Source organism: Exilibacterium tricleocarpae, assembly GCF_007004655.1.
GTDB lineage: Bacteria > Pseudomonadota > Gammaproteobacteria > Pseudomonadales > Cellvibrionaceae > Exilibacterium > Exilibacterium tricleocarpae.
On the sequence record NZ_ML660106.1, the window covers coordinates 36,544 to 61,963 of the forward strand.

The following is a 25,420-nucleotide window of genomic DNA, read 5'->3' on the forward strand; positions in this document are numbered from 1 at the left end:
TTTTCACTCATGTGGCACTTAAATCTCGATGGGGGAATAGCCCCGCGAGATCGGCTCAGTTAAGGACACATCAAACGGCCAGGCGCCCTTACGCCGGCAACTCCAACTTGACAACATTATTGTTAATGGAAAATGTCCCGCCCTTGAAAAAAGACTCGAGGCGGCCGGCGGGCATCGGCTGCGCGTAGAGAAAGCCCTGTGCCTGGTCGCAACCCTGGCGCCGCAGCCACTCGGCCTGGTTGGTGTCCTCAACGCCTTCCGCCACCACATTGAGCATCATATTGTGAGCCAGACCGATGATAGAACGGGCAATGGAAGCGTCGTTCTGGTCGGTGTAAATGTCGCTGATAAAACTGCGATCGATTTTTAATTTCTGGATCGGAAAACGCTTTAGATAGGCCAGCGACGAGTAGCCGGTGCCGAAGTCGTCGATCGCCAGCGACAGACCCATTTGATTCAACAGATTCAGCATATTGATGGTTTCCCCGGCGTGCTCCATCGCCGAACTCTCGGTGATCTCCAACTCCAGGTACTTGGCCGGCAGCTCGGTCTCGGTGAGAATGTCGGCGATACGTTCGGCAAAACGCTGTTGCCGGAACTGGCGCGCCGACAGGTTTACCGCCACCTTGCCGACATATTTGCCCGCCTGCAGCCAGGTTTTTTGCTGCTGGCAGGCGGCACGCAACACCCACTCACCGAGCGGCACGATCAGGCCGGTCTCCTCGGCGAGGGAAATAAAGTTGATGGGACCGATCAACCCCCGCTCCGGGTGCTGCCAGCGCACCAGGGCCTCCACCCCCATCAGACTGCCGGTTTGCAGATCGATCTGCGGCTGGTAGTACATGCTGAGCTGATCCTGCTCGATGGCGCGGCGCAGATCATTTTCCAACAGCAGGTAATTCACCGCGGTGGCATTCATGCCCCGGGTATAGAACTGGTAATTGTTCTTGCCCGCCTCCTTGGCCTTGTACATGGCAATATCGGCGTGCTTCAACAGCTCATCGGTATTGTCGCCGTCCTGCGGATAGACGCTGATGCCGATGCTCACCGTGGTGGTGATTTCATGCCCGTGAATACTGACCGGCCGCGCCAGGGTGGCCAACAGCTTATTGGCGATAAAGGTGACATCGTCGCGGTCGTGGATGCCCTCCAGCACCACCACGAATTCGTCGCCCCCGAGGCGGGCGACGGTGTCCATATCACGAATGCCCTCGTGCAGCCGCTGGGACACCGCCTTCAGCAACAAATCGCCGGCATCGTGTCCGAGGCTGTCGTTAATGTTTTTAAACCGATCCAGGTCCAGCAACATCAGCACCAGCTTGCTGTCGTTGCGCTGGGCCCGGGCCAGACCCTGGCTGATACGGTCGTAGAACAGCGTGCGGTTCGGCAACCCGGTCAGCGCATCGTGAAAGGCGAGGTAATTGAGGCGCGACTGCTGTTCGCGCAAAGCATCCTCAGCCGCTTTGCGCTCGGTGATATCGGTGCAGATGGTGCAGACGCCGAACACCTTGTCCTGCCGGTCACGCAGCGGGAACTTCAGCATTAAATACGTGTGGTAAGTGCCGTCTTTATGCTGCACGGTGAATTCAGACTCGGTGCCCTGGGACGCTTCCTCTAACACCGCGCTGTCGTTCTCCCACAGGATCTCGGCCACTTCGGGGGGATAGACGTCGTGCACGGTTTTGCCGACATAGCCCTCCTCCCCCACATTCAACAGTTGCTTGTAGTGCTCGCTGGCCAGGACGACGTTGCCGTCCAGGTCTTTCACCGATATCAGCGCCGGTGAGTGGAACAGGATGGCATTGAGGTAGGTCTCGCTGGCCCACAGCGCCTGCTCGGCCAGGCGGAATTTTTCGCCCTGCTCTTCATTGCGCCACAGCTCTATGATCTGCCGCACCAGCAGCGCGCTGAACACCCACACCGATTCCAGTTCCTGCACGGCCTGACTCAGTGAGACCGGGCCGGTTTCCGATTCCATATGGAAAACCGCCACCACCCGCCCGTTTTCGACAATCGGGTGCAGGTATAACGCTTTAGTGCCGAGTTGGTACTCGTGGTGTTTTAAAGGGTGAGGACTCGAAAGATCGAGACACTGGGGGGCGGCGGTGGCAAAACAATGCCTGATCAGGTCTACCGGCAAACGGCTGACTTTTTCAATCTCGGTGTCCAGGGCCACGATGTTTTGCGGGTTGCGGTAACTGCCGACCGCCTCGACATACAACTGCCGATCCCGCTCGATCACCAGCACCACGCGGCTGAACGACGGTTTGGTCACCACCAGTCGCACCAGGCGTTCGGCAATCTGTCTGTGATTTAAGTCGGTAAAGAGCCGCTGGTACTTCCTGATTAGCTCTACCGCGCCGTTTTTATTCTGCATGCTAGTCCGGGATAAGTGTTTTGGCGTAGGGCCGGTTCACACTAGTTCAGTTCAAAATGCCAGCAGCCAGTAAGATCGGCAGATATTACCAGAGTGTATAAATAACACACAACCACCTAAGTTAAAGTAATACATTTATTACCTCGACTCTAAAGTCGATTGTACTCACAGGCGCCGGCAGGCTCCCTCAGCCCACCACTTGCCAACATATCAAAGCCACCAGACCGGCGGCGATGAAATTCAGTCCCAGACCCTCGCGCGCCATACGCTTTACGGCAAATCGCCCGCTGCTGAACACTATGGCATTAGGCGCCGTGGCCACCGGTAACATAAACGCGCAACTGGCACTCAGGGCCGCCGGCACCATCAGGAGTACCGGCTCCATACCGGCGCCCAGGGCCGCCGCCGCCAGTATCGGCATCAATAACGTGGTGGTGGCGGTATTGCTGGTGATCTCGGTCAGGAACATCACCCCCAGGCAGATGGTTAGTATCACCAGCAACAGCGGCAGCGTCGTCAGGCCACCCAGCGCCTCGCCGAGGGACTGGCTGATACCGGTCGCCACGAACGCTTTGGCGATGGCGATACCACCGGCAAACAACAACAGCACGCCCCAGTGGATGGTGCTGGCCGTCTCCCAATCCAGCAGCCGGCCGCCGCGCCCGTCGGGAGCGGCAAACAGCACCAGGGCCGCGGCCATGGCCACCGCGGCGTAGTTGGCCTGGGGCAGGCCCAGCCAGGCGGTCCAGCCGCCGAACGGTTCCCGCAGCGTCATCCACGCCAGCGCCGTCAACGCGAAGACCACCAGCACCCGCCGCTCGGCCGGTTGCCAGCGCCCCACCACCGGCAGCTCGATGGGTTCACAATCGCCGAGCCCGCGGGTCAACCACAGGGCCGCGGCCGGCAACAGCAGGATCACCACCGGCATGGCCCAGCCCATCCACTGCATAAAGCCGATTTCCACCCCGGTATTTTCCGTATAGACATTCATCATAATGACATTCGGCGGCGTACCGATCGGCGTGCCCAGGCCGCCGATACTGGCGGCGTAGGCGATACCGAGCAGCAGCGGTACCGCCAGACGCTGGTCGCGGGTCTTCTCCAGTACCGCCAGCGCCACCGGCAGCAGCATCAGGGTGGTAGCGGTGTTGGAAATCCACATGGACAACACGGCAGCGGCCCCCATAAAACCCATGACCAGGTTGCGGCTGTTACTGCCGCCGAATAGATTGACCATCCCGATGGCCAGACGGCGGTGGGCGCCGCTCTTCTCCATCGCCTTGGACAGTATGGCCCCCGCCATCAGCAGCAGAATCAGCGGATTGCCGTAGGCCTGGGCGATCTGCTCGCCATCGAGGACGCCGAGCAGCGGAAACAACCCCAGGGGAATCATGGCGGTGGCCGGAATCGGCACCGGCTCCAGCATCCACCAGACCGCACACCAGAGGGTCATGCCCCCGGCGAGACAGGCCTCGCGCTGCCAGCCGTACTGATCCATCGCCAGCGCCAGCAAAGCCCCGGATACCGGCCCGACCCAGAGCGCTATGGCTCTTATCCTGTCAGGGCGATGATCGTTAATGTCGTTATTATCGTGGTCGTTGGAATTATCGGGCTTATCGTTTTTAGACTTATCGTTTTTAGACTTATCGTTTTTAGACATAGGCTCAGTCATGGGTACGGCGTCAGTGCGGCGGCTCAGCGCTGCCGGTGAATAAACAGCGCCTAATATAACCAAGCCTGCGAGAATGTACACCGTGGCCCGCTCTCATCTACACTGCAGACTGATACTCAAAATACCCAACGGGAAGCACCCATGTCCTCACTGCTAAGCCGCCGCCTGGCGTGTATCGCCCACCGCGGAGCCCACGCCGATGCGCCGGAAAACAGCCTGCCGGCGATCGCCCGCGCCCTGGCGCTGGGGGTCGACGCCATTGAGATAGACGTCTGGCATATCGCCGGCACCCTGCTGGTGACTCACGACCGCCGCCTGGGCAAACAGATACCCGGCAGCGGCAGACTGATCGAACAATCACCGGCGGCGCTGCGGGCGGTGCGGCTGCCCGGCGACATTCAAATACCGACGCTGGAGGAAGTGCTGCAACTGGTCGACGGTCGCGTAACACTGAATATTGAACTCAAAGGCAGCGACTGCGCCGCCGCAACCGCCGCTGCGCTGGCCGCTTTTACAGCCGATAGCGGCGGCTCACTCGAACCCTACATTATTTCCAGTTTCGATCATCGCCAGCTCTTTGACCTCAAGCAACAACTGCCGGCGGTAAAACGCGGGGTTCTGACCGCGGGTATTCCCCTCGACTACGCCGCCTGCTGCGAGGCGATCGACGCCTATAGTTTTCACCCCAGTATCGATTGCATCAGCCGGGCCCTGGTGGATGATGCCCGCAACCGCGGTTTGAAAGTGTGGGTTTACACGGTCAACGCCGTTGATGATATGCAAAACATGGCGGCTATGGGGGTGGACGGGGTGTTTACCGATGAGCCGGCGCTGTTGTTGAAAATAAACCCGGATTGAGGCGGCCGCTCTCCATCCGGGTTAAAGACCTTCCCGGCACTGACAGCGACAAGATCGAGTGCTCTGGTGGCGAACTGGCGCCGGTTACTGTCAACGCCTGTTTTTTTAAAGACACTTTACCTCTTCACTCAACTGTTCCAGCAGTCCGGCCAGAGTCTCCTGCGGCGCCAGGCATCTCTGCCCCACACAAACCAAACCGTGGTTGTGCGGCAACGCCGAAGCGGTGGCGGGATGTAGCGAAGACGCTGGCGGAATTCGGTAACAGGGCACCCGATCGCCAGAGCGCCGCTGAATTTGCCGTTGCCAGTCCGTAAGCGCATCATCGCCCGCCAGCATCACCAGCGGCGGCGCACTGTGCCACTCCGCCAATGCCAGCAACAGGTTGTGATGGGCGTCCGGCTGGCGGTTGATGCTGGCCCAGGCACTCTGCAAGGTGCGCTCGACACAATCGAGATAGCGCGGTTCACCCGCCAGGTGGCCGAGGCGACCGAACACCTTGGCGGCAATACCGTTACCCGAGGGTGTTACATTGTCGTGCAACGGTTTACTGCGGTGGATCAGTTGCTCGTGGTCGTGAGCGGTAAAGAAAAAGCCACCGTGTTCGCCATCCTCGAAGTTGGCCAGCGTCGCCTCCGCCAGGTCGATCAGAAACCGGTAGTCCTCATCGCGCCAGCGCGCCTGTAACAGCTCCAGCAGCGCATCCATAATAAAGACGTAGTCGTCCAGATAGCCTGCGAACCTGGCCTCGCCCTGTTGCCAGGTGGCAAACAGACGGCGCTCGGCCCACAGGTGTCCGCGCACAAAGTCGATCGCCCGTTGCGCCGCCGCCAGGTAATCGTCGTCGCCCAGTACCCGCCCCGCCAGGGCCAGGCCGCGAACCATCAAACCGTTCCAGCCGCAGAGAATTTTATCGTCGAGACCGGGCAGGCTTCTGCGCGCCCGGGCGCGGGCAAGTTTTTCCCGGCCACTCAAAAACAACGCCCGTGCCCGCTCCTCACCCAGACCGCTTGCCGCCACCAGCTCCGGCCAGCTTTGCACGGGATGCAGGTGCCAGCGGCCGGAGACATTGGGCGGTTCAGTCAGGTTGAAAAACAGCTCCAACAGGGCGTACTCCGCGTCTGTTACCAAACCCTTGATGGCGCCGATGGACCACAGATAATAGCCGCCCTCCTCGCCCTCGCTGTCGGCGTCGAGCGCACTGTAAAAGCCGCCTTGCGGTGCCCGCATTTGCAACAGAACCCAGTCGGCCACACCCCGCATCGCCTGTTCATATGAAGGTTCGGCGGTGTCGGCCCAGGCAGCGGCGTAGACACCCAGCAGCAGGCCGTTGTCGTACAACATCTTTTCAAAGTGCGGTACTGACCAATTGGCGTCGGTGGCGTAGCGAAAAAAACCGCCGCCGATCACATCGTATATCCCACCCAGGGCGATAGCGTTCAGACTTAGTATCAAGTGCCGGCGCGCTTCGCCGGCGTGCGCGCTGCCCTCGCGCCGGGCGGCAACCAGCAGGCGCTCCAGGTTGGCCGGCATCGGGAACTTGGGTGCGCCGCCAAAGCCGCCGTTAACCGGGTCCGCCTGTTTGAGCAGCAGCTCGATGCTCTGCTCGAGGGGCGCCGGCGTCAGCGTCTGCGGCTCGCCGGTGTCATCGCGGTGTGCAAGCTTGGCGTAGCTTTTTTTTACCAGCGCTTTCAAATCATCAAGTTCGGTTTTTTGCTGACGGTAAAACTCACTCACCCGCGCCAGCACTTCCTGAAAACTGAACTGCCCGCCGCGGCTGGTTTTGGGAAAGTAAGTGCCGGCCACAAACGGCAGTTGGGTTTGCGGACACAAAAACAGGGTCAGTGGCCAGCCGCCCACCCGATTGGTCAGGAGCTGGTGCGCGGTCTGATAGATATCATCGAGATCGGGGCGCTCTTCCCGGTCGACCTTGATATTGACAAATAACTGATTCATCAACGCCGCCGTGCGGGCGTCTTCAAATGACTCGTGTGCCATAACATGGCACCAGTGGCAGGCGGAATAACCGATCGACAGCAGGATCGGTTTATCCTCGCGGCGGGCGAGGTCCAGGGCCTCTTGATCCCAGGGATGCCAGGCGACGGGATTATCCTTGTGCTGCAACAGGTAGGGACTCGTCTGTACACCCAGACGGTTCGATTGTATCGCCATAAAACCACTGCCTCGCACAGGGAAATTCGGGGATTCAGGCCACTGCCTTAGAGGCCGGCTCATACCATCATACAGGATTGTCTCAACGGCTGGCGAGGTTGTTAAAGCCCGACGAAATGCGATGATATTATCGGGTTCAGCCTGTGCTTATCAGGGAGCGGGAAAGCAGTCAAAGAAGGACCGCATCCATGCGGTCCGGGTCTTGTCATCAAATCACATGGCCAGGTTTCCACCCTGGTCGCCTACTCGGATTTCAGTTTACCCCCATGCGCCTGTCGGCCCGGCGTTTCCCGGTCGATAGCAATCGGCATTGCCGCGGGGTATTTAACCGTCATCTTCGTTCTCGCACTCATCACTCTCCTCTTCACACTCTTCGCCATCGGGGGGCGTGCCGAACTGGTAATAGGCTTTCACCGAAACCTCAAAGTCTTCGCAACTGCGGGCCGGGTATGCGGACTTGTCAAAACTGACCCGAAGCGAACCGGTGTGCGCCCAGGGACTGAAAAACTTGGTGCTCGAACCGGAATCCTGATCGTCCCAGTAAGCGCTCACACTGCCAACATTTACTGTAACCTGCTGGCTGCCGCCCGCGGTACCGTCGCACTCAAAACGCATACTTACTTTTTCCCAATAGCCCCGGTTGGCGATAGCGGGTATCCGCCAGAGTCCGTCGATATCGCCAATCACGCAATCGGATGCACCGTGCCAGCCGACTATCGCCCGACTACCCGATATAACCGGAGTCGGCGGCGCCATAAAACTGTCGCAATTGACATCATCGCCCTCGCCGAAGGGATCGGTAGCCATACTCAAGCCAGACCAGGCCAGCAGCAAACCGGTTAAAAGCATGGACATTCTGTTTTTTTTCGCCGTTGTTTTTTTCATTCTCAGGTCCTCTTTTCACTGTGTTAGGTCCGGGGATTATTGTGGAAAAAAACAGGCTTGTCATGAAAGTTTATTGCTGTATCGCATGCTAAATTCACATAACAAAAGTCTTGTTATGCATAAAAAATTTTCAATAAAATCAACGGCAAAAATCGAAAAAACCAGGACACTGTAAAAGACTGTAAGCGAGACTCAGGCCGAAGGCTGTAAATTAAGCAGACAGCGGATGGCGTCAAACGATCGCCGCCGTTCAAACGGGCTTGTGAGTGGTCGATTCGCTGCCGGGCATCATACCGCACTGGTTTAAAACATCCTGCCACAGGCGCGTATGGCGATCGAGTGCCCGCTCGAAACGTCGCAACACACTGGCATCGTCGTCAAGGCTGAAGCTGGCGCGCCAGTAATCGGCAAAGGCAGCGGGCGGTGGCGCAAAAACTTGTAAGAGCGGTTCGACGACCTGCACCAGTCCGCGAGTACGCTGGTGCAGAGCCGCGAGGTAAGGTTGCACCTGGCCGATATAATATTTATAAAAAACGTTTTGCCAGATTTCTGCGCGTCGATTGGCACGTTGATTAAAACACAGCGGCCCCTGCGCCAGACGGGCGTCGATGGCGAGATTGACAGCGCGCAGATAACTCTCCGCCTGCGCCAGCGAGCGCAGCAAACGGCCACCGTATTTCTCCGAACCTATCACCGCCAGCTCCTGTTCGATGCCCTCGACACCTGTTGCCTGCGCCAGCGGCGCCAGCCGGTTATGCAGACGCCCCAGGCTTTCCAACAACAAATTGGGCCGCACCCGCACCGCTTCGACGTCGACGGATACGGCGGCAACGGAAAAAAACCGATTGAATTCCGCACCGGCAAAGGTAGCATTCCAGGCAACACCCGGCAGGTGTTGCCGCTTGGCGTCGACAGCCTGCTGGAGCTTTTGTTGCAGTTGACTGTCTGCATCGGTTTCGCGCAGCAACTCCAGACACTGGTCAGACAGTCGAATAAACTCGATTTCATAGATCAGGCGCTGGGAAGTTTCCATCACTTTTCCCAGGCCGCTGTTGCGTTTGCCGATCAGGCGCTGCAAGTCGCAGGGAGAGAGCCGAAGATATTCCAATAGATCAATTTTCACTGCCGGTATCGGCGCCGCCAACTGGCGCCTGGAGGGATAGGCGGGAGGGTCGATCGACGCATCGGGGGCTATATCACTACCGGTAATGTTAGACATTCGATAGTGATAGTTTTCGAATAGCGCACCTGAGGAATTACGGTCGCTGCACGCCGTCATGAAAAAAAAGGTCAGCAACAAACAGTAAAACTTCGGCATGATATTGGTTTGCACTTGACTATCTGCAGTGACTAACGGTGGTTCGTAGCACTTGCTCAGGCGTCTACTGTTGGTGGTACTTAAAAAGATTTGCAACTATTTATCGCTCCCCATTCCAGCGCCACCAATCCTGATTAAGAATACCGGGGGTAGGTCTGCCTCAGGGTAGTGCATTCAGAAACTCTCGACAGCAGGGATGCTGTCGGGACCAGAAGCAGGCGCTTTAGGCGAGTCCCCATGGACGGGTTCACGACGTGTTTCTGAATGCACCACCCAGAGGCAGACCAGTCGATTGGCACACCTTCGCTTAAGTGCATCCATCACCATCAACATTGCCAAAAGTAGTCGTTTGAAGCACAAGTAGACGCCTACAACGAATAACATTAGTACAATGGTTAAAATCTAAGACAGCAATTTTTTACCCGTACCCGACCAAGCCAATTTATATTTTACCTGCGCTGGACCAAACCGGTTTCGCATACCCACAACGCTACAAATTCACCGACATTATATCTACGGCCCGACCACGCCAACAGGCACGGCGCACTACCTCCCAGCCCCGGCGCCGATAAAAAGGCGCCCGGTCCGTCGTTACCAGATACAGCCGATCAACCTCCTGGCGGCGGGCATACTCCTGTACAAACCGCACCATGGTGGCCCCGACACCTCGCTGGCGCCAGTCCTCGCGCACAAACAGATTGGCCAGCCAGGGAGTGGCCGCAGGCGCAGTGCGGCGCCGGTACAACACCAGGCTGACCGAGCCGATCACCTCGCCGCCGGCACAGGCAACAAATGTCTGGGGCACGGCCCCGGGGTGAAGATGGTCGCGCAGTTTTTGTTCGTATGCGCGCCGGACCGCAACGCCGCCCGGCTGCCGCTCTTGGCTCTGATGCCATCCGGCGAGCAAAGCGACGGCCTGCGGGTAGCGCCGCAGGGGGGCAATCGACAGCCTAGCTGACTTTTTCTCCATGGGCCTGCTTGTCGGCGTGGTAAGACGAGCGCACCAGCGGTCCGCAGGCGGCACGCTTGAATCCCAGCGCCTCGGCCGCCGCTGTGTACTCTTCGAACTCATCGGGGTGCACATAGCGACTGACAGGCAGATGGTCCCGCGACGGCTGCAAATACTGGCCAATGGTCAGCATATCGATATCGTGCTCGCGCATATCCTCAAGCACTTCAAGGATTTCCTCCTTGGTTTCTCCGAGCCCCACCATCAGGCCGGATTTGGTCAGCACGTCCGGCCTGCGCGACTTATAGTCCTGCAACAACTTCAGCGACCAGCGGTAATTGGCGCCGGGGCGCGCCTGGCGGTAAAGCCGGGGCACAGTTTCCAGGTTGTGATTAAACACATCCGGCGGCTCGCGCTCGAGAATATCCAGAGCCACATCCATGCGCCCGCGAAAATCCGGCGTCAGGATTTCCACCTCCAGATTGGGCGACAGCCGGCGCGCCTCGCGAATGCAGTCGGCAAAATGCTGCGCCCCGCCATCGCGCAGATCGTCGCGGTCGACCGAGGTAATCACCACATAGTTGAGACGCATTTCCGCAATCGCGCCGGCCAGGTGTGCCGGCTCCCCGGCATCCAGCGCATTGGGTTTACCGTGGCCCACATCGCAAAACGGACAGCGGCGGGTGCAGATTTCACCCATAATCATAAAGGTCGCGGTGCCGCCGCTGAAGCACTCGCCCAGATTCGGACAGGAGGCCTCTTCACATACGGTCGCCAGCGAATTTTTGCGCAGGATTTTTTTAATCCGCTCTACCTCCGGCGACACCGGCATCCTGACCCGAATCCAATCCGGCTTGCGCAGCAGGTCCTCTGTGGGTATCACTTTGACGGGGATACGCTCGACTTTATCACCGTCGCGGAGTTTTTCACCGCGCTGGTGACGCCGGGTGCGCTTTACGGGGGACAATTCGGGGGTATTGGACATCGGCGCTGACTCTCGAAGGCACTGCTGGGAAAATCCCGGTCAATCGATACGGATAACCATTTAACGGGTGGCGGTAAACTACCTGCCGGCTAACTAACGGGGCAGATGCAAGCACCGCTCATCCAAGACTATTCTATCCGGAGTTACCTGTCGGAGACCATTCACCGAAAACTGCTCGCCGGAAACTACTCACCGGAAACTACTCACCGGGAGCAACTCACCGGAAGCAACTCACCGGAAGCAACTCACCGGGAACCATCCACCAGGCTCTATCCATCAAGATAGACGCTATCGATATAACCCATGCGGTTAATGAAATGCTCGATAATATACCTCTCCACCTGCATAAAATCGAGTTCTCGATCGATATCGACCATGTCTTTAATCTGGGTCATCTTCATGCCCGCATAACCACAGGGGTTAATCCGCGCAAACGGCGACAGGTCCATATCCACATTTAGACTAAGGCCGTGAAAACTGCAACCGCGCCTGACCCGCAAACCCAAAGAGCCGATCTTGCGCGGTGCCCCGACACTGCCCACATAGACGCCCGGTGCCTGAGCGCGGGCAAACCCGTCGATATCATAGTGCGCCAGGGTATCCACCAACGTCTGCTCCAGCCGGGTAACCAGCTCGCGCACGCCCAGGTGGCGCCGCCGCAGGTCCACCAGCACATAGGCCACCAGTTGCCCGGGACCGTGGTAAGTCACCTGACCGCCGCGGTCGGCCTGAATCACGGGAATCGCACCGGGGGCCAGCAGATGTTCCGCTTTGCCGGCCTGGCCCTGGGTAAACACGGCGGGGTGTTGCAGCAACCACAGCTCGTCGCGGTCATCACTACCGCGACTGTCGGTAAAGTCGAGCATCCGCTGCCAGCAGCGGCGGTAGTCCTGCGAACCCAGGCGCCTTACTAGGAGAGTGTCCGATGCCGTCATTGCCATTGGTACTTAAAACCGATGCTTACAGCACCATTTTCAGTTTGGGATTGGTTTTCAGGTCCTCAAACAGGGCCTGCAACTGGGCCTCACCCTGAGCAGTGATAAAAACGGTAACCGACTGGTAGCGACCGTTGCGACTGTCGCGCACACTGACTTTGTCGCGATCAAAACCGGGCGCGTGGCGTTCGGTGGCGCTCAATACAAAGTCAATAAAGTCACGGCCCGCATCACCCATCACCTTGACCGGATAGTCCGGGCAGGGAAACTCGATTCTCGGCGCCTGCGGGTCGCTCATCGCGCGTCTCCAGCCTCAGTTGAACAATTTAAAGAAAAACAGGCGCACGGCATCCCACAGGCGGGCAAAAAAGCCCCCCTCCTCGATCACTTGCTGGGCCACCAGCGGGATGTCCACCAGCAATTCGTCTTCGAGATGCACCGTTACGTTACCCAACTCCTGCCCCTTTTTCAGCGGCGCCTTGATGACGTCGTCGATAAACATTTCCGCCTTCAGGGTATCCTGGGCGCCGCGGGGAATGGTCAGAAAAACGTCCTCAGCGACGGTCAATTCAACCTCGTCCGCCGTTCCCGCCCAGACCTGGGACCGGTTCAACACATCGCCGGCACTGTATAGCTTGTGGGTCTGGTAATAGCGAAAACCATAGGTCAACAGTTTTTGCGACTCCGCGGCCCGCGCCTCCTCAGACCGCGTACCCATCACTACCGCAATCAGGCGCATACCATTTTTTCGCGCCGACGAAACCAGGCAAAACCCCGCCGCTTCAGTGTGACCGGTTTTCATGCCGTCTACGCTGCTGTCGCGAAACAGCAGCCGGTTGCGGTTGGGTTGGTTGATATCGTTGTAGGCAAAATACCTCTCAGAGTATATCTTGTAGTGCTCGGGGTAGTCATTGATCAACGCCCGGGCCAACAGCGACAGATCCCGGGCGGTGGTAAGGTGGTCCTCGGCCGGCCAGCCGGTGGAATTTTTATAGGTCGTGTTGGTCATGCCCAGTAGCGCCGCCTGCTGGTTCATCACATCCACAAACGCCTCTTCACTGCCGGCCACATGCTCGGCCAGGGCGACGCTGGCATCGTTACCCGATTGAATGATCATACCGCGCAGCAAATCCGCTACCAGGACGTCGGTGCCCTCGCGGATAAACATCTTCGAGCCGCGCATACGCCAGGCCTTGACGCTGATGCGCACCGTTTCGTCCTTGCGCATATTGCCGCCGTAAATTTCCGCCGCTACCAGGTAGCTGGTCATTATCTTGGTCAGGCTTGCCGGCGGCAGGCGCTCGTCGGCATTGTGTTCCACCAGCACCTTGCCGGTGTCGGCATCCACCAACAGGTACCCGGTTGCGGTCAACTGCGGCGGGGCCGGAATAAGCGTCTGGCGCGCCTCGGCGAGGGCGCTGAGCAAGGCGCCGACCCCGAGCAGAAGCAGGCGGCTTTTGAGTCCGGCAAGGTTGCCCATAAACTCATTAAATCGTGTTGGCGTCGGGTTCGCAGACTTGAACATAGGTAAAGGAAAGCGTCTATTGATGTTTGTGTGGATGATGCTTGCGTGTATTGACAACTGACAACTGACAACTGAAAACTGAAAGTGGCGCTAGTTTAACAGGAACTCGGGGGCTCACCTACCCCGCCTGCGCAGGCGTGATCACTCATATACCACGTGGGCCGATACCCGCTGTTGCTGTTGCAGGCGGGTTTTCAACTTGCGCATATAGCCGCTGTCGGTAATCGGCCCGATATGCACCCGGTAGAGAGAATCGCCCGTCGCGCCCCGCTTTACCGTGACCGGCAAGGCGGTGAGTTTGGTCAGCCGCTGGCGCAGTGCCAGCGCCGCAGACTGGGAGCCGAAAGCCCCCGCCTGCAGAAACGGTTGTCTCACGGCATCTGAGGGTATTGCCGCCGCACTACCCGCGAGCTGCGGATCCGCTTCGAGCGCCACCACCTCGACCTTGGCAATACCCTGGTCGACAAAGCCGAGCTTGGCCGCCGCCGCATAGGTCAAATCGATGATGCGATCGCCGTGGAAAGGCCCGCGGTCATTGACACGCACCACGACGCTGCGGCCGTTTTCCAGATTTTTCACCTGCACATAGGACGGGATCGGCAGTGATTTATGGGCGGCGGTCATCGCGTACATATCATAAGTCTCACCGTTGGCAGTGGTTCTGCCGTGAAACTTGGTGCCGTACCAGGAGGCGATACCCGTTTGTCGAAAACCGTGGCTGCTTTTCAGTACATGATAGGTGTTTCCCAATACCGTGTAAGGGCTGCTGTTGCCGGCGCGGGTGCGGCGCTCGACCCGCGGCACCGCGTCTTTCACCCCGGAAACATCCACCGGTTGCGGCGGTCCGCCGTCCTTGGGTTCCGGCTTGGGAACTTGCAGAGGCGCACTGATACAACCGGACAGCGCCAGCACGCCGGCCAGCGCCAATAGGCGGATTGCCCGCGGCAGCGGCGCGGACACGGTCTTGTCTGTTTTCCTATTCAATGATTGCAGCCACTTTTTCAGTCTGTGCTTTCACTCTTATCGCCTCACTGAGCTGATATACCGCCATCGCGTAGAGTCGGCTGCGGTTGTAGCGGGTGATCACATAGAAGTTTTTCAACCCGATCCAGAACTCGGCGCCGTGTTCACCCTGCAGTTTCATAATCGTCGCCGGTTGCTCGGGATCGTGCTCGACGGTTGAACTAAACCCCAACTGCGCCAGTTGCTGCACCGTATGGGTAGGTTTCAGGGATTGATTCACCGGCTCGCGATCATAGTCGCCGCTGATGCGCGCCCGCGCTACCACCGCGGCGTCACTTTGCCAGCCGTGGCGCTTGAAATAATTGGCTACACTGCCGATGGCATCAGTGGTATTGGACCAGATATCGACAAACTTGTCATTGTCGAAATCCACCGCGTAGGCGCGATAGCTGGACGGCATAAACTGCCCGTACCCCATGGCACCGGCGTAGGACCCCTTTAACGCCAGCGGGTCCTGTTGCTGCTCGCGAGTCAACAGCAGGAAGTGCTTCAACTCCCTGGTGAAAAACGGCGACCGTTTGGGGTAATCAAAGGCCAGTGTCGAGAGCGCATCGATGACGCGGTAACTGCCGGTGTTGCGCCCGTAACGGGTCTCCACGCCGATAATCGCCACGACGATCTCCGGCGGCACGCCATAGCTGTCGTGGGCGCGCTCCAGTACCGCGCGATTGTCGCGCCAGAACTGCACACCCTTGTCGATACGCGACGGGGTCAGAAAAATCGCGCGGTAGTCCTTCCAGGGTTTGGTCTTTTCCGCCGGCCGCGCAATGGCATCCAGGATCGCCTGTTTTTTCTGTGCCTGGCCGAAAATTCTGGTGAGGTCGGCGCTGTCGAAGTTGTGCTCTGTCGCCAGCTCTTCGATCAACGCCCGGGCGCGGGGATGATCACCGTAATTTTCCGACGCCGCCACGGCGGAGGAAAAAAACCAACACGCCAATGCCAACATACCCGTTAAACCGCCGCCCCCGGCGCGCGCCACCCGCAAAGACAATAAATAAAACACCAGTACAACTCCCCCCAGTCTGCTCCGTTATTTACCAAACTCCTTACAAATCCCGCTTCAGCCTTTATTGAGTCCCCCGGCGGCGTTCAGTTCCGATCGCCATCAGCAAGCCAAAGCCCATCATCATGGTGACAATCGAGGTGCCGCCGTGGCTGACCAGCGGCAGCGGCACCCCCACTACCGGCAGCATTCCGGCAACCATTCCCATATTGACGAACACGTAGACGAAAAACGTGATGGTCACGCTGCCGGCCAGCAGGCGACTGAACGTATCCTGCGCATTGAAGGCGATCGTCAAACCGCGCACGATGACCCACAGGTAAAGTGCCATCAGCACCAGCACACCGACCAGGCCGAACTCCTCGGCCAGCACCGCGATGATAAAGTCCGTGTGCCCCTCGGGCAAAAAGTCCAGTTGCGACTGGGTGCCGTTGAGCCAGCCCTTGCCGTCGAGGCCGCCGGAGCCGATCGCTGTTTTTGACTGGATAATATTCCAGCCGGCCCCGAGTTTGTCCGCCTCCGGATTCAACAGGGTCAGAATACGCTGCTTCTGGTAATCGCGCAGCACGAACTGCCACATCGGCCAGGAGCCGACCACCAGGGTGCCCAATGCGCCAAACATGTAACCCCAGGGCAGACCGGCGAAAAACAACACGATCAGACCCGATGCGGCAATCAACAGGGAAGTGCCCAAATCCGGTTGCCGCATGATCAGCGCCGTGGGAATCAGGATCAGCATCAGCGTCCAGATCACGTGTTTGAACCGCGGCGGCAGAATGCGTTGCGCCAGGTAGGTGGCCACGGCGATGGGCACCGCCAGCTTGAGTATTTCCGAGGGTTGGAAACGGAAGCCCCCGAGGCTCAGCCAGCGCTGCGCGCCCTTGGCGCCGGTGCCGAAAAACAGCACCAGCACCAGCAGCCCGACACCGCCCAGATACAGCCAGGGGGCCCAGCGCTCCAGCACATGCATGCGCACCTGCGCCACGGTGAACATCATGCAGTAGGCTATGACAAAAAAGACCATCTGGCGCCGCAAATAATAGAGGTTCTGACCGCTGGCACTGTAGAGCACCACTAAGCCATAGCCGGTCAATAGCAGCAACGCCAGCAGTAGCGGCGGGTCGACATGAATACGCCGCCACAGCCCCAGGGGGCGGCGCAGATCGCTGCTGGCCTCGGGCATGCGGCGCAAAAAGTCCTGACCGGCCGGGCTCAATCCTCACCCTCCCGCACGCCCGCCAGTTCCCGGTTTTCCTGCGCCATAAAGGCATCGAACATATTGCGGGCGATAGGCGCTGCCGCGGCGGAACCGCTGCCGGCATTTTCCAGGATCACTGCGACGGCGATGGCCGGCGCTTCGTAGGGCGCAAAACCGACAAACAAGGCGTGGTCACGCTGGCGCTCGGCCACCGCGTCCTCGTCGTAGTCTTCGCCCTGCTTTATGCCCACCACCTGGGCGGTGCCGGTCTTGCCCGCCATAAGATATTTGGCGCCGCGGCCGATGCCCTGGGCCGTGCCGCGGGCGCTGTGCACCACATCTTTCATGGCGTTAAACACGTAGTCCCAGTGGGGGCTGTCAGCCACCGCGCCTTTTACCGCGCCGGGCACCACATCGATACCGTCCACCGCTTTGACCAGCCGCGGCGCCCGCCGCTCGCCGCGGGCGGCCAAGGTTGCCGTCATGGAGGCAAGCTGCAGCGGCGTGGTCAGCACATCGCCCTGGCCGAGGCCGACATTCAGGCTGTCGCCGGGAAACCAGTGCAGGCCGCGCGCACCGCGTTTCCACTGGCGCGACGGCCAGAGTCCGGCGCGCTCGCTGGGAATATCCACCCCGGTGCGCTGGCCGAGGCCGAATTCGCTGCCCACCTGGTGCATCAAATCGATGCCCATGCGGAAGGCGAGATCGTAGTAAAAAGTGTCGCAGGACTGTTGAATCGCCATATGCAAATCCACATGGCTGCCGTGGCCGTCGCGTTTCTTGCGCCAGGTCCAGTCGCGATAGAGCCGCTCTTCACCCTCGAGCTGATAGAAACCCGGATCGTTGATCCCAAATTCGGTATCGATCACCTTGTGCTGCAGGCCGCCCAGACCCAACACCGGTTTGAGGGTGGAACCGGGCGGATACTGCCCCTGCAACGCGCGGTCAAACAGCGGCAGATCGAGGGATTCATTCAACTCCCGGTAGTCTTTGTAACTGATGCCGGTAACAAACAGGTTGGGGTCGTAACTGGGGGTGCTGACCATGGCCAGGATACCGCCGCTGGCCACATCGATCGCCACCAGTGCCCCGCGGTTATCGCCGAGGGCCGCGAAGCCGGCCCGCTGCAACTCGATGTCCAGATGCAGGTTGAGATTTTTTCCGGGCCGGGGACTGGTTTGCTCCAGCACCCGCAGCACCCGCCCGCGGGCATTGGTCTCAACGTTTTGGTAGCCCACCTCACCCAAAAGCACCGATTCATACTGTTTTTCCAGACCGATCTTGCCAATGATGTGGGTGCCGCTGTAGCGGCGATACTGGTCCTCGTCGAAAGCGCTCAATTCGCGGTCGCTGATACGACCCACATAACCGACACTGTGGGCGAGCAGACTGCCGAGCGGATAGTGGCGCACCAGTTGCGCTTCCACCTCGACGCCCTCGAGTCGATACTCGTTGACGGCGATACGGGCGATTTCCTCCTCGTTGAGGCGATAGCGCAGGGGCACCGCCTCAAACGGCCGGCGCCGCTGCTTGAGGCGCTTGGCAAAATTCTCGCGCTCGCCGGGAGAGACTTCCACCAGCGATTGCAGCAACGCCAGGGTGGTATCGAGATCGGCTACCCGCTCCTTGACGATGGAGAGGGTATAGCTGGGCCGGTTATCCGCCAGCAATACGCCGTTGCGATCGTAGATCAAACCCCGGATCGGCGGGATCGACTGCACGTGCACCCGATTGCGATCGGATTGGGTGGCGTAGTCCTGGTGATTGGTTACCTGCAGGTTGTAAAAACGGGCCACCAGCAACAGGGAGAGCCCCATGACCAATGCCGCGGCGACGACTAACCGGTAGGCGAAAATTCGCCCCTCCAGGGAGTGGTCTTTCAGGTGCAGAGGTTCTGGCATAGAGTAAAATATTTATCCCGGATGCGGGGTACCGGGCAGCATCATTTTTGTCAGCGTCCGTTTAATCGGCAAGACTGCGGTTATTTTAGCGACTTTTCAACCAATATGGCGAATATTATGGCGAACTGGTTAACGAACCTTCATTTGGCAAAGCTTTTCGATACAGCTTTCCGATAAACTCTGTTAACCAGGTTTCACAGCGCAGCGCGCCGTTTTTACCGCTTCACTTGTGATAGGGGTGATTTTGCAAAATAGTCCAAGCGCGGTACAACTGCTCGATCAGCAGCACCCGCACCAGCGGATGCGGCAGCGTCAGCGGCGACAGCGACCAACTCATATCCGCCCGCGCCAGGCAGGCCGGCGCCAGGCCGTCGGGCCCGCCAATCAGCAAACTGTAGTTATCTCCCTCCATACGCCAGCCCGCCAACTGCTCTGCCAACTGCGGCGTTGACCAGGCCCGGCCCCGCACGTCCAGGGCGATCACCCGATCCGCGGCCGCCACAGCGGCCAGCATCTGCTCGCCTTCCCGGGCGACCGCCTTGTGCACTGCAGCATTTTTGCCGCGCGTGCCCAACGGCAGCTCCACCAGCTCTACCGCCAGCTCGCGCGGCAGGCGGCGGGCATAGTCCTGGTAGCCCTGGGTCACCCAGGCCGGCATCTTGCCGCCGACGGCGAGGATTCTGATCCGCATCAGTCTTCGGCGCGGTGGCTCGGCTGCATCGACCAGAGCTTCTCAAGCTCATAGAACGTCCGGGTTGCGGGCAACATCACATGCAGCACAGTGTCGCCGAAATCGACCAACACCCATTCCGCCGCCTCCAGCCCCTCTACGCCGATCGGGCGAAACCCTTTTTCCTTGGCCTCGTCCACCACGTTAGAGGCCAGCGACTTGACATGGCGGTTGGAAGTGCCGCTGGCAATCACCAGGGTATCCATCACGTCGGTCAGCTCGCGCACATCGAGGCGCACGATATCCTTGCCTTTGACATCTTCAAGGGCGTCAATAATGGTTTGATTCAATTCACTCGACATAAGACTCTCTTTGCTGATTGCCGGACTGATAAGCGGGGGCGAGCGGCGCGCAGTGGCGCCCGCCCCGGGGTACAGCCCATGTTCACAAATATAGCGCCAGACGGGGTCTGGTAGTAGGTATTGGGGCGAGCTCCCGGCGACTATCTGCCGGCGGATATCCGTGCTCGAGATGGGCAGCAGGCTCAATTGCTCCACCACCACCAGGCCCGCCGCCTGGCTGCGGATCGCCGTGGCAGCGGCCAGGCGCCCGGCGACCAGCGCCGCCACCGGGCCGGTCGCGGGTAATTGCCAGCCGGGGCGGGCGGCGACCACCAGGTGGGCATAGTCGGTCAGTTCGCGCCAGCGGTGCCAGGTATCCAACTGCACCAGGGAGTCCATACCCAGGGTGAGGCACAGGGCCGTCTGCTCACCTAATTCGCGGCGCAGTTCCACCAGGGTGTCGATGGTATAGGAAGGGGTGCGGCGCCGCAGCTCCCGCTCGTCGACCGTCAGTTGGGGACAGTTTTCCACCGCCAGTCGCACCATGGCGGCCCGGTCCCGGCTGCTGCGCGCCGGGGATTGACGATGGGGTGGCAAGTGGCAGGGTACCAGCCGCATCTGATCGAGCTGCAAGTGTTGCTGCAGCTCAAGCGCGATACGCAGGTGGCCGATATGGATTGGATCGAAAGTACCCCCGAAGAGCCCGATTGCGCGGCGCCTAGTCACGGGACCATCCGGGGCATTCACTGGAAGGTCCTTTCTGCCCGTCGCCCAGGCACCCTCCGCGGCATCCATGACAACAGCAAACCCCGCAGCACTGAGGGCAACAGCCGGGGCAAGACAGTGTCCGCTTGCCTGTGTTCGATCCTCGGCGCACGGCGGCACCGTGGTTATAGCAATTCACTGGCGTATATGACCGTCGCCGAAGACAATCCATTTCTGCGATGTCAGCCCCTCAAGGCCGACCGGACCGCGGGCGTGGATCTTATCCGTGGAGATCCCGATTTCAGCGCCCAGGCCGTATTCGAAGCCATCGGCAAAGCGGGTCGAGGCATTGACCATCACGGAGCTGGAATCCACCTCGGCCAGGAAGCGGCGGGCACGACTGTAGTCCTCGGTCACTATGGCGTCGGTGTGCCGGGAGCCATAGCGGTTGATGTGGGCGATGGCCGCCTCCAGGTCCGCTACCACTCTTATGGCCAGCACCGGCGCCAGATATTCCGTCGACCAGTCCGCCGCGGTGGCCTCCGCCACCTGTGGTAAAAGCTCTCGGGTGGCACTGCAACCACGCAGCTCAACACCTTTATCACCATAAGCCTGCACCAGCGGCGGCAGGCACTCAGCGGCCACGGAGGCGGCCACCAGTAGTGTTTCCATGGCGTTGCAGACACCGTAGCGATGGGTCTTGGCGTTCAAGGCAATGGCATGGGCCTTGGCCAAATCGGCGGCATCATCGATATAGACGTGGCAAATACCGTCGAGGTGCTTGATAACCGATACCCTGGCGTCCCGGGCGATACGTTCGATCAGCCCCTTGCCGCCGCGCGGCACAATCACATCCACATACTCCGCCAGCGTTATAAGCTCTCCCACAGCCGCCCGATCGGTGGTCTCCACTACCTGTACGGCATCCGCCGGCAAATTCACCGCCTCCAGGCCCCGGGCGATACAGCCGGCAATAGCGCGGTTGGAGTTTATCGCCTCGCTACCGCCGCGCAGTATGGTGGCATTGCCGGATTTGAGGCACAGGCTCGCCGCATCGATGGTTACATTGGGGCGGGACTCATAAATAATGCCCACCACACCCAGGGGCACCCGCATTTTGCCCACCTGGATACCGCTGGGCCGATAGCGCAGGTCGGTGACCTCACCACAGGGGTCTGGCAGGGCCGCCACCTGGCGCAGTCCCTCAATCATATCGTCGATACGCGCGGGGGTGAGTTCCAGTCGGTCCAGCAGCGCCGGCTCCAGACCATTGGCACGACCGCTCTCGAGGTCCTCGCCATTGGCCTGGCGCAACTGTTCGCGGGTGTTATCCAGTTGTTCGGCGATGGCCGCCAGGGCGTTGTTCTTGGTTTCGGTGGTAGCCGCCGCCATTGTGCTGGAGGCCTGGCGGGCGCGCTGGCCCAGGTCTGCCATATAGGCTTTTACACTCATACTCGGTTCCCGAAAGCGGGTCAAAACGGACAAAAAAGACTGATAAGGGCAGCCATTATAACCGAATTGGGCTAGCGGATGCCCGGCTATATATTCGCAGCAGTGGGGATTGCGGCGGGTCCGGCGCGGGGTCGGGCCGCTGAACCCACACTGTACTACCCCAGATCGGTTGGCAACGACCTAAATAGAGCTAATTCAACATTTCAGCTTTCATTCAGGTTGCGACCGCTATTCTGGCCCCACGATTAACCAATACCCTGTTACACAAGGCAACCTAGACCAGTTAAACGCAATGGAGTTGATATCATGAAGACGTTAATGATCAGTACCCTAGCCGCTATCACCACAGTCCTGGCGACTGCCGCGACACCGGCACTGGCCCGTAACGATGCCCGCTTTGACTACGCCAAGGTTACCAATGTAACCCCGATCTACAAAACCATCGAGCACCGCCGGCCCGAGCGCCAGTGCTGGGTCGAAACCGTCAGCTATGAGCGCCCCCGGGACGGCTACCGCTCCAATACCGGCACTATCGTCGGTGGTATCATCGGCGCGGCCATCGGCAACGAACTGGGCCACAAGAAGCGCAACAAACAGGTGGGCGCAGTGGCCGGCGCGGTACTGGGCGCCTCCATCGGCCGCGATATCAGCAACCGCAAGTCCAACCGCGGCAGTATCACCGAATTTCGCGATGAGGAGCGCTGCGAGGTCCGCCATACCGTCGAATACGAGGAAAAGGTTATCGGTTATGACATCACCTACCGCTACCACGGCATGACCTACCATACCCGTATGGATCGCGACCCCGGCAGGCGCCTCAAGGTAGCCGTCAAGGTCCGCCCGGTCTACTGAGCGACGCAGAACAGGCGCCTTAAAGGCGCCATCGCGGGTCGACAAGCGCGGATACCTGTGAGTTAATTTAGGACCGAAACCCAGGGTCAGAATCGACAGAGTAAGCCGACTATGCGCAACACGACCGCCACCCCCCGCTTTTTAACCCTGGCGCTGGCCCTGCTGCTGGCGCTGGGGGGCCTGGTGGGCCCCACCAGCGCCGCGGCCAAATCCGGTGACTATCTGCGCAAGGACCTGCGCAAGGAACAGCAGGCCATCAGCCAGTCCCGCGCCGCAGCGCTGGTCAAACAGCGCTTTGGCGGCAAAGTACTCAAGGTCCAACGCAAGCAGTCGGGCGATCGCCTGGTCTACCGGGTGAAGTTGCTGCAGGACTCCGGACGTGTCAGGCAAGTAACCGTCGATGCCAGAACCGGCGCCATTATCGGCGGCTGACCCTGGGAAAACACTCCACCAGCCCATCAAAACCAACAAGAAGGAACACTGACGTGCGCTTACTGGTAGTTGAAGACGAAAGCCATATCCGCGAACAGTTGCAGAGCTTTCTGAGCGAGTTGGGCTATGTGGTGGACGCCGCCGCCGACGGCCGCGAGGGCCTCTACTGCGGCGAGGAATACCCCTACGACCTCGCCGTTATCGATATCGGCCTGCCGGAGATCAACGGTATCGACCTGATTAGGCGCCTGCGCGAGTTGGGCAAATCACAGCCGATACTGATCCTGACCGCCCGCGGCAACTGGCAGGACAAGGTGGAGGGTCTGGAGGCCGGCGCCGACGACTACCTGGTAAAACCGTTTCACAACGAGGAGCTGCGGGCGCGGATCAACGCCCTGTTGCGCCGCTCGGCCGGCCACGCCACACCGCAACTGCGTTTCGGTCCCATCTGCCTGGATACCGCCGCCAAAACCGTGCAGATCAACGACGACCTGCTGGAACTGACCGGCTTCGAATACAACACCCTGGAGTACCTGATGCACCGGGCCGGGGAGGTGATCTCGAAAACGGAACTGACCGAGCACCTCTACGACCAGGACTTCGACCGCGACAGCAATGTTATCGAGGTATTTATCGGCCGGCTGCGCAAGAAGCTGGACCCTGGCGGCGATCTCAAACCCATCGCGACAGTGCGCGGCCAGGGTTACCGCTTTACCCTGCCGGCCAGCACCGACCGGACCCCCGAGGTCACTTGAACCGGCACCCCGACCAACGTCCGCCGCCGTGATTCCCCGCTCCCTCGCCGCTCGCCTCACCCTCGCCTCGCTGCTGGTGCTGCCGCTGTTTCTGGGCGCCAGCGGCTATATGCTCGATGCGGCGTTTCACCGCAGCCTCTACGCCGCCGAGGCGGAGCGGCTGAAAACCCATATTTACCTGTTACTGGGCGCCGCGGAAGTGGAGGCCGGCGAGCTGTGGTTCCCGGAACAACTGACAGAACCGCGTTTCTCGCAACTGGGATCGGGCCTTTACGGCTGGGTCGGCAATGCCGAGCGCAAAACGCTGTGGCGTTCAGATTCGGCACAACTGATGCTGCCGCCGGACACAGCAGTGGGCAACGCGCCGGTGCGGGTGGGGGCGGAGCACTTCTATGCCACCGAGCTCAACGGTAAAGCACTGTTTGCTTACTATTACGATGTGTCCTGGGATATCGACGAGGGCAGTCGGGTGTTCCGCTTTGCCACCCTGCACGCCCAGGACCGCCTGCAGGCGGAACTGACCGAATACCGCGCCCAGCTCTGGCGCTGGCTGGGTGCCCTGGTGGTGCTGTTACTGATCACACAAGCGTTGATTTTGCGCTGGGGTCTGCGCCCCCTGCGGCAGCTTGCCGAGGACCTGACGGCGGTGGAATCGGGTGAGACCGAACAGCTTCGAGGCCAGTACCCGAGTGAAATCCAGCCGGTAACCGACAATTTAAACCTGGTGCTGCGCAATGAACAAGCGCAGCGGGAGCGCTACCGCAACACCCTGGCCGATCTGGCCCACAGCCTGAAAACGCCGCTGGCAGTGATTCGCGGCTCTGTCACCGCCAGTCGCGGGCAGTCCCCTGACCCCACGCTGAATGAACAGATCGATCGCATGGACCAGATCGTCAGCCATCAGTTGCAGCGGGCCACCCTCAATTCCCGCACCCTGGTGGCTCGCGCCACGGCGGTGGCGCCGGTGGTCCAGCGCCTCAGCCAGGCGCTGGACAAGGTCTACAGCGCGAAAGGCATCGTCTTCGAAGCCGGCATCGAGGAGGATATCGCGTTTCACGGCGACGAGCGGGATCTGATGGAGGCGCTGGGCAACCTGATCGAAAACGCGTACAAGTATGGCAGATCGCGAGTGCGCTGCAGCGCCTCGCGCCGCGACGGCCAATTGCACCTGTGTATCGAGGACGATGGTGCCGGGGTGCCCGAGGCAAACCGCCAGACCATTTTGCAGCGCGGCGCCCGGGCCGATACGGCAACCCCCGGCCAGGGTATCGGGCTCGCCGTCGCCGTGGACATTATCAGCAGTTACAATGGTAGCATTCGCATAGGGAAGTCGAGTCTGGGCGGTGCCAGCTTCAACCTGATTCTGCCCGGGTTTGAACGATAAAAATCAATAAAAACATTGCCTGGGGTCCGCT

22 protein-coding genes and 1 pseudogene are annotated in these 25,420 nt (G+C 59.8%); 5 read left to right on the plus strand and 18 right to left on the minus strand.

What is annotated here, in order from left to right:
• Positions 1-88: 88 nt before the first annotated feature.
• Positions 89-2,377 carry a putative bifunctional diguanylate cyclase/phosphodiesterase gene (locus FKG94_RS23425; RefSeq protein WP_142929383.1) on the minus strand — a complete coding sequence of 763 codons (2,289 nt, stop codon included), beginning with the start codon at positions 2,375-2,377 and terminating at the stop codon, positions 89-91.
• 187 nt (positions 2,378-2,564) lie between these two features.
• Entirely contained in the window at positions 2,565-4,037 is a 1,473-nt protein-coding gene (locus FKG94_RS23430; protein ID WP_246125353.1) for an SLC13 family permease, read from the minus strand.
• 153 nt (positions 4,038-4,190) lie between these two features.
• On the opposite strand from FKG94_RS23430, the gene FKG94_RS23435 reads away from it, so the two are divergent.
• Positions 4,191-4,907: a glycerophosphodiester phosphodiesterase gene (locus FKG94_RS23435; RefSeq protein WP_142929384.1), complete on the plus strand. Its 717-nt coding sequence runs from the start codon at positions 4,191-4,193 to the stop codon at positions 4,905-4,907.
• A 105-nt stretch (positions 4,908-5,012) separates the two neighbouring features.
• Here the strand turns inward: FKG94_RS23435 and FKG94_RS23440 are convergent, their stop codons facing one another.
• From FKG94_RS23440 to FKG94_RS23510, 16 genes and pseudogenes are all read right to left on the minus strand, one after another.
• A complete protein-coding gene (locus FKG94_RS23440; RefSeq protein ID WP_142929385.1) occupies positions 5,013-7,076 on the minus strand; it encodes a thioredoxin domain-containing protein in 2,064 nt (687 codons plus the stop codon).
• 324 nt (positions 7,077-7,400) lie between these two features.
• Entirely contained in the window at positions 7,401-7,961 is a 561-nt protein-coding gene (locus FKG94_RS23445) for a hypothetical protein (RefSeq protein ID WP_142929386.1), read from the minus strand.
• 250 nt (positions 7,962-8,211) lie between these two features.
• Complete coding sequence (locus FKG94_RS23450) at positions 8,212-9,279, minus strand: DUF3080 family protein (RefSeq protein ID WP_342779117.1); 1,068 nt, start codon at positions 9,277-9,279, stop codon at positions 8,212-8,214.
• Positions 9,280-9,769: 490 nt separating this feature from the next.
• On the minus strand, positions 9,770-10,249 hold the full coding sequence (locus FKG94_RS23455; RefSeq protein ID WP_179957780.1) for a GNAT family N-acetyltransferase: 480 nt from the start codon (positions 10,247-10,249) through the stop codon (positions 9,770-9,772).
• Positions 10,230-11,213 carry a lipoyl synthase gene (lipA, locus tag FKG94_RS23460; protein WP_142929389.1) on the minus strand — a complete coding sequence of 328 codons (984 nt, stop codon included), beginning with the start codon at positions 11,211-11,213 and terminating at the stop codon, positions 10,230-10,232. Before lipA ends, FKG94_RS23455 begins: the two co-directional genes overlap by 20 nt.
• A gap of 269 nt (positions 11,214-11,482) precedes the next feature.
• Complete coding sequence (gene lipB, locus FKG94_RS23465; protein ID WP_142929390.1) at positions 11,483-12,148, minus strand: lipoyl(octanoyl) transferase LipB; 666 nt, start codon at positions 12,146-12,148, stop codon at positions 11,483-11,485.
• 25 nt (positions 12,149-12,173) lie between these two features.
• Positions 12,174-12,446, minus strand: a complete 273-nt coding sequence (locus FKG94_RS23470) for a YbeD family protein (RefSeq protein ID WP_142929391.1) — start codon at positions 12,444-12,446, stop codon at positions 12,174-12,176.
• A 15-nt stretch (positions 12,447-12,461) separates the two neighbouring features.
• Positions 12,462-13,628, minus strand: coding sequence for a D-alanyl-D-alanine carboxypeptidase family protein (locus FKG94_RS23475; protein WP_142929392.1), 1,167 nt, complete (start codon positions 13,626-13,628; stop codon positions 12,462-12,464).
• Positions 13,629-13,814: 186 nt separating this feature from the next.
• Positions 13,815-14,657, minus strand: a complete 843-nt coding sequence (locus FKG94_RS23480; protein WP_246125355.1) for a septal ring lytic transglycosylase RlpA family protein — start codon at positions 14,655-14,657, stop codon at positions 13,815-13,817.
• On the minus strand, positions 14,650-15,699 hold the full coding sequence (mltB, locus tag FKG94_RS23485) for a lytic murein transglycosylase B (protein ID WP_246125357.1): 1,050 nt from the start codon (positions 15,697-15,699) through the stop codon (positions 14,650-14,652). The genes FKG94_RS23480 and mltB overlap by 8 nt, the downstream gene beginning before the upstream one ends.
• Before the next feature lie 64 nt (positions 15,700-15,763).
• Entirely contained in the window at positions 15,764-16,882 is a 1,119-nt protein-coding gene (gene rodA, locus FKG94_RS23490; protein WP_142929447.1) for a rod shape-determining protein RodA, read from the minus strand.
• Between the two features lie 29 nt (positions 16,883-16,911).
• Entirely contained in the window at positions 16,912-18,798 is a 1,887-nt protein-coding gene (gene mrdA / locus FKG94_RS23495) for a penicillin-binding protein 2 (protein WP_142929393.1), read from the minus strand.
• 223 nt (positions 18,799-19,021) lie between these two features.
• Positions 19,022-19,489, minus strand: coding sequence for a 23S rRNA (pseudouridine(1915)-N(3))-methyltransferase RlmH (gene rlmH / locus FKG94_RS23500; RefSeq protein WP_142929394.1), 468 nt, complete (start codon positions 19,487-19,489; stop codon positions 19,022-19,024).
• A complete protein-coding gene (rsfS, locus tag FKG94_RS29050; protein ID WP_218943623.1) occupies positions 19,489-19,830 on the minus strand; it encodes a ribosome silencing factor in 342 nt (113 codons plus the stop codon). Before rsfS ends, rlmH begins: the two co-directional genes overlap by 1 nt.
• A gap of 78 nt (positions 19,831-19,908) precedes the next feature.
• A pseudogene (gene nadD / locus FKG94_RS29055) lies at positions 19,909-20,604 on the minus strand (nicotinate-nucleotide adenylyltransferase); the annotation flags it as partial.
• Positions 20,605-20,709: 105 nt separating this feature from the next.
• Positions 20,710-21,966 (minus strand): glutamate-5-semialdehyde dehydrogenase, encoded by a 1,257-nt coding sequence (locus FKG94_RS23510; RefSeq protein WP_142929396.1) that lies wholly within the window; start codon positions 21,964-21,966, stop codon positions 20,710-20,712.
• 306 nt (positions 21,967-22,272) lie between these two features.
• Here FKG94_RS23510 and FKG94_RS23515 point away from each other — a divergent pair, with 306 nt between their 5' ends.
• The 4 genes from FKG94_RS23515 to FKG94_RS23530 all read left to right on the plus strand — a co-directional run bounded on the left by FKG94_RS23515 (position 22,273) and on the right by FKG94_RS23530 (position 25,389).
• Positions 22,273-22,818, plus strand: a complete 546-nt coding sequence (locus FKG94_RS23515) for a glycine zipper 2TM domain-containing protein (RefSeq protein ID WP_246125359.1) — start codon at positions 22,273-22,275, stop codon at positions 22,816-22,818.
• A 111-nt stretch (positions 22,819-22,929) separates the two neighbouring features.
• Positions 22,930-23,250 (plus strand): PepSY domain-containing protein, encoded by a 321-nt coding sequence (locus tag FKG94_RS23520; protein ID WP_142929397.1) that lies wholly within the window; start codon positions 22,930-22,932, stop codon positions 23,248-23,250.
• Between the two features lie 53 nt (positions 23,251-23,303).
• Complete coding sequence (locus FKG94_RS23525) at positions 23,304-24,005, plus strand: response regulator transcription factor (protein ID WP_142929398.1); 702 nt, start codon at positions 23,304-23,306, stop codon at positions 24,003-24,005.
• A gap of 28 nt (positions 24,006-24,033) precedes the next feature.
• On the plus strand, positions 24,034-25,389 hold the full coding sequence (locus tag FKG94_RS23530; RefSeq protein ID WP_246125361.1) for an ATP-binding protein: 1,356 nt from the start codon (positions 24,034-24,036) through the stop codon (positions 25,387-25,389).
• Positions 25,390-25,420: the final 31 nt, after the last annotated feature.

Excerpts from the sequence above, each read along its gene's own strand:
- FKG94_RS23450 (WP_342779117.1), bottom strand. The coding sequence starts at position 9,279 with ATGCCGAAGTTTTACTGTTTGTTGCTGACCTTTTTTTTCATGACGGCG.
- FKG94_RS23455 (WP_179957780.1), bottom strand. The coding sequence starts at position 10,249 with ATGGAGAAAAAGTCAGCTAGGCTGTCGATTGCCCCCCTGCGGCGCTAC.
- lipB (WP_142929390.1), bottom strand. The coding sequence starts at position 12,148 with ATGACGGCATCGGACACTCTCCTAGTAAGGCGCCTGGGTTCGCAGGAC.
- rlmH (WP_142929394.1), bottom strand. The coding sequence starts at position 19,489 with ATGCGGATCAGAATCCTCGCCGTCGGCGGCAAGATGCCGGCCTGGGTG.
- rodA (WP_142929447.1), bottom strand. The coding sequence starts at position 16,882 with ATGCCCGAGGCCAGCAGCGATCTGCGCCGCCCCCTGGGGCTGTGGCGG.
- FKG94_RS23435 (WP_142929384.1), top strand. The coding sequence starts at position 4,191 with ATGTCCTCACTGCTAAGCCGCCGCCTGGCGTGTATCGCCCACCGCGGA.
- lipA (WP_142929389.1), bottom strand. The coding sequence starts at position 11,213 with ATGTCCAATACCCCCGAATTGTCCCCCGTAAAGCGCACCCGGCGTCAC.
- FKG94_RS23470 (WP_142929391.1), bottom strand. The coding sequence starts at position 12,446 with ATGAGCGACCCGCAGGCGCCGAGAATCGAGTTTCCCTGCCCGGACTAT.
- FKG94_RS23515 (WP_246125359.1), top strand. The coding sequence starts at position 22,273 with ATGAAGACGTTAATGATCAGTACCCTAGCCGCTATCACCACAGTCCTG.
- FKG94_RS23445 (WP_142929386.1), bottom strand. The coding sequence starts at position 7,961 with ATGAAAAAAACAACGGCGAAAAAAAACAGAATGTCCATGCTTTTAACC.
- FKG94_RS23510 (WP_142929396.1), bottom strand. The coding sequence starts at position 21,966 with ATGAGTGTAAAAGCCTATATGGCAGACCTGGGCCAGCGCGCCCGCCAG.
- FKG94_RS23425 (WP_142929383.1), bottom strand. The coding sequence starts at position 2,377 with ATGCAGAATAAAAACGGCGCGGTAGAGCTAATCAGGAAGTACCAGCGG.
- rsfS (WP_218943623.1), bottom strand. The coding sequence starts at position 19,830 with ATGTCGAGTGAATTGAATCAAACCATTATTGACGCCCTTGAAGATGTC.
- FKG94_RS23430 (WP_246125353.1), bottom strand. The coding sequence starts at position 4,037 with ATGTCTAAAAACGATAAGTCTAAAAACGATAAGTCTAAAAACGATAAG.
- mrdA (WP_142929393.1), bottom strand. The coding sequence starts at position 18,798 with ATGCCAGAACCTCTGCACCTGAAAGACCACTCCCTGGAGGGGCGAATT.
- FKG94_RS23520 (WP_142929397.1), top strand. The coding sequence starts at position 22,930 with ATGCGCAACACGACCGCCACCCCCCGCTTTTTAACCCTGGCGCTGGCC.
- FKG94_RS23440 (WP_142929385.1), bottom strand. The coding sequence starts at position 7,076 with ATGGCGATACAATCGAACCGTCTGGGTGTACAGACGAGTCCCTACCTG.
- FKG94_RS23475 (WP_142929392.1), bottom strand. The coding sequence starts at position 13,628 with ATGGGCAACCTTGCCGGACTCAAAAGCCGCCTGCTTCTGCTCGGGGTC.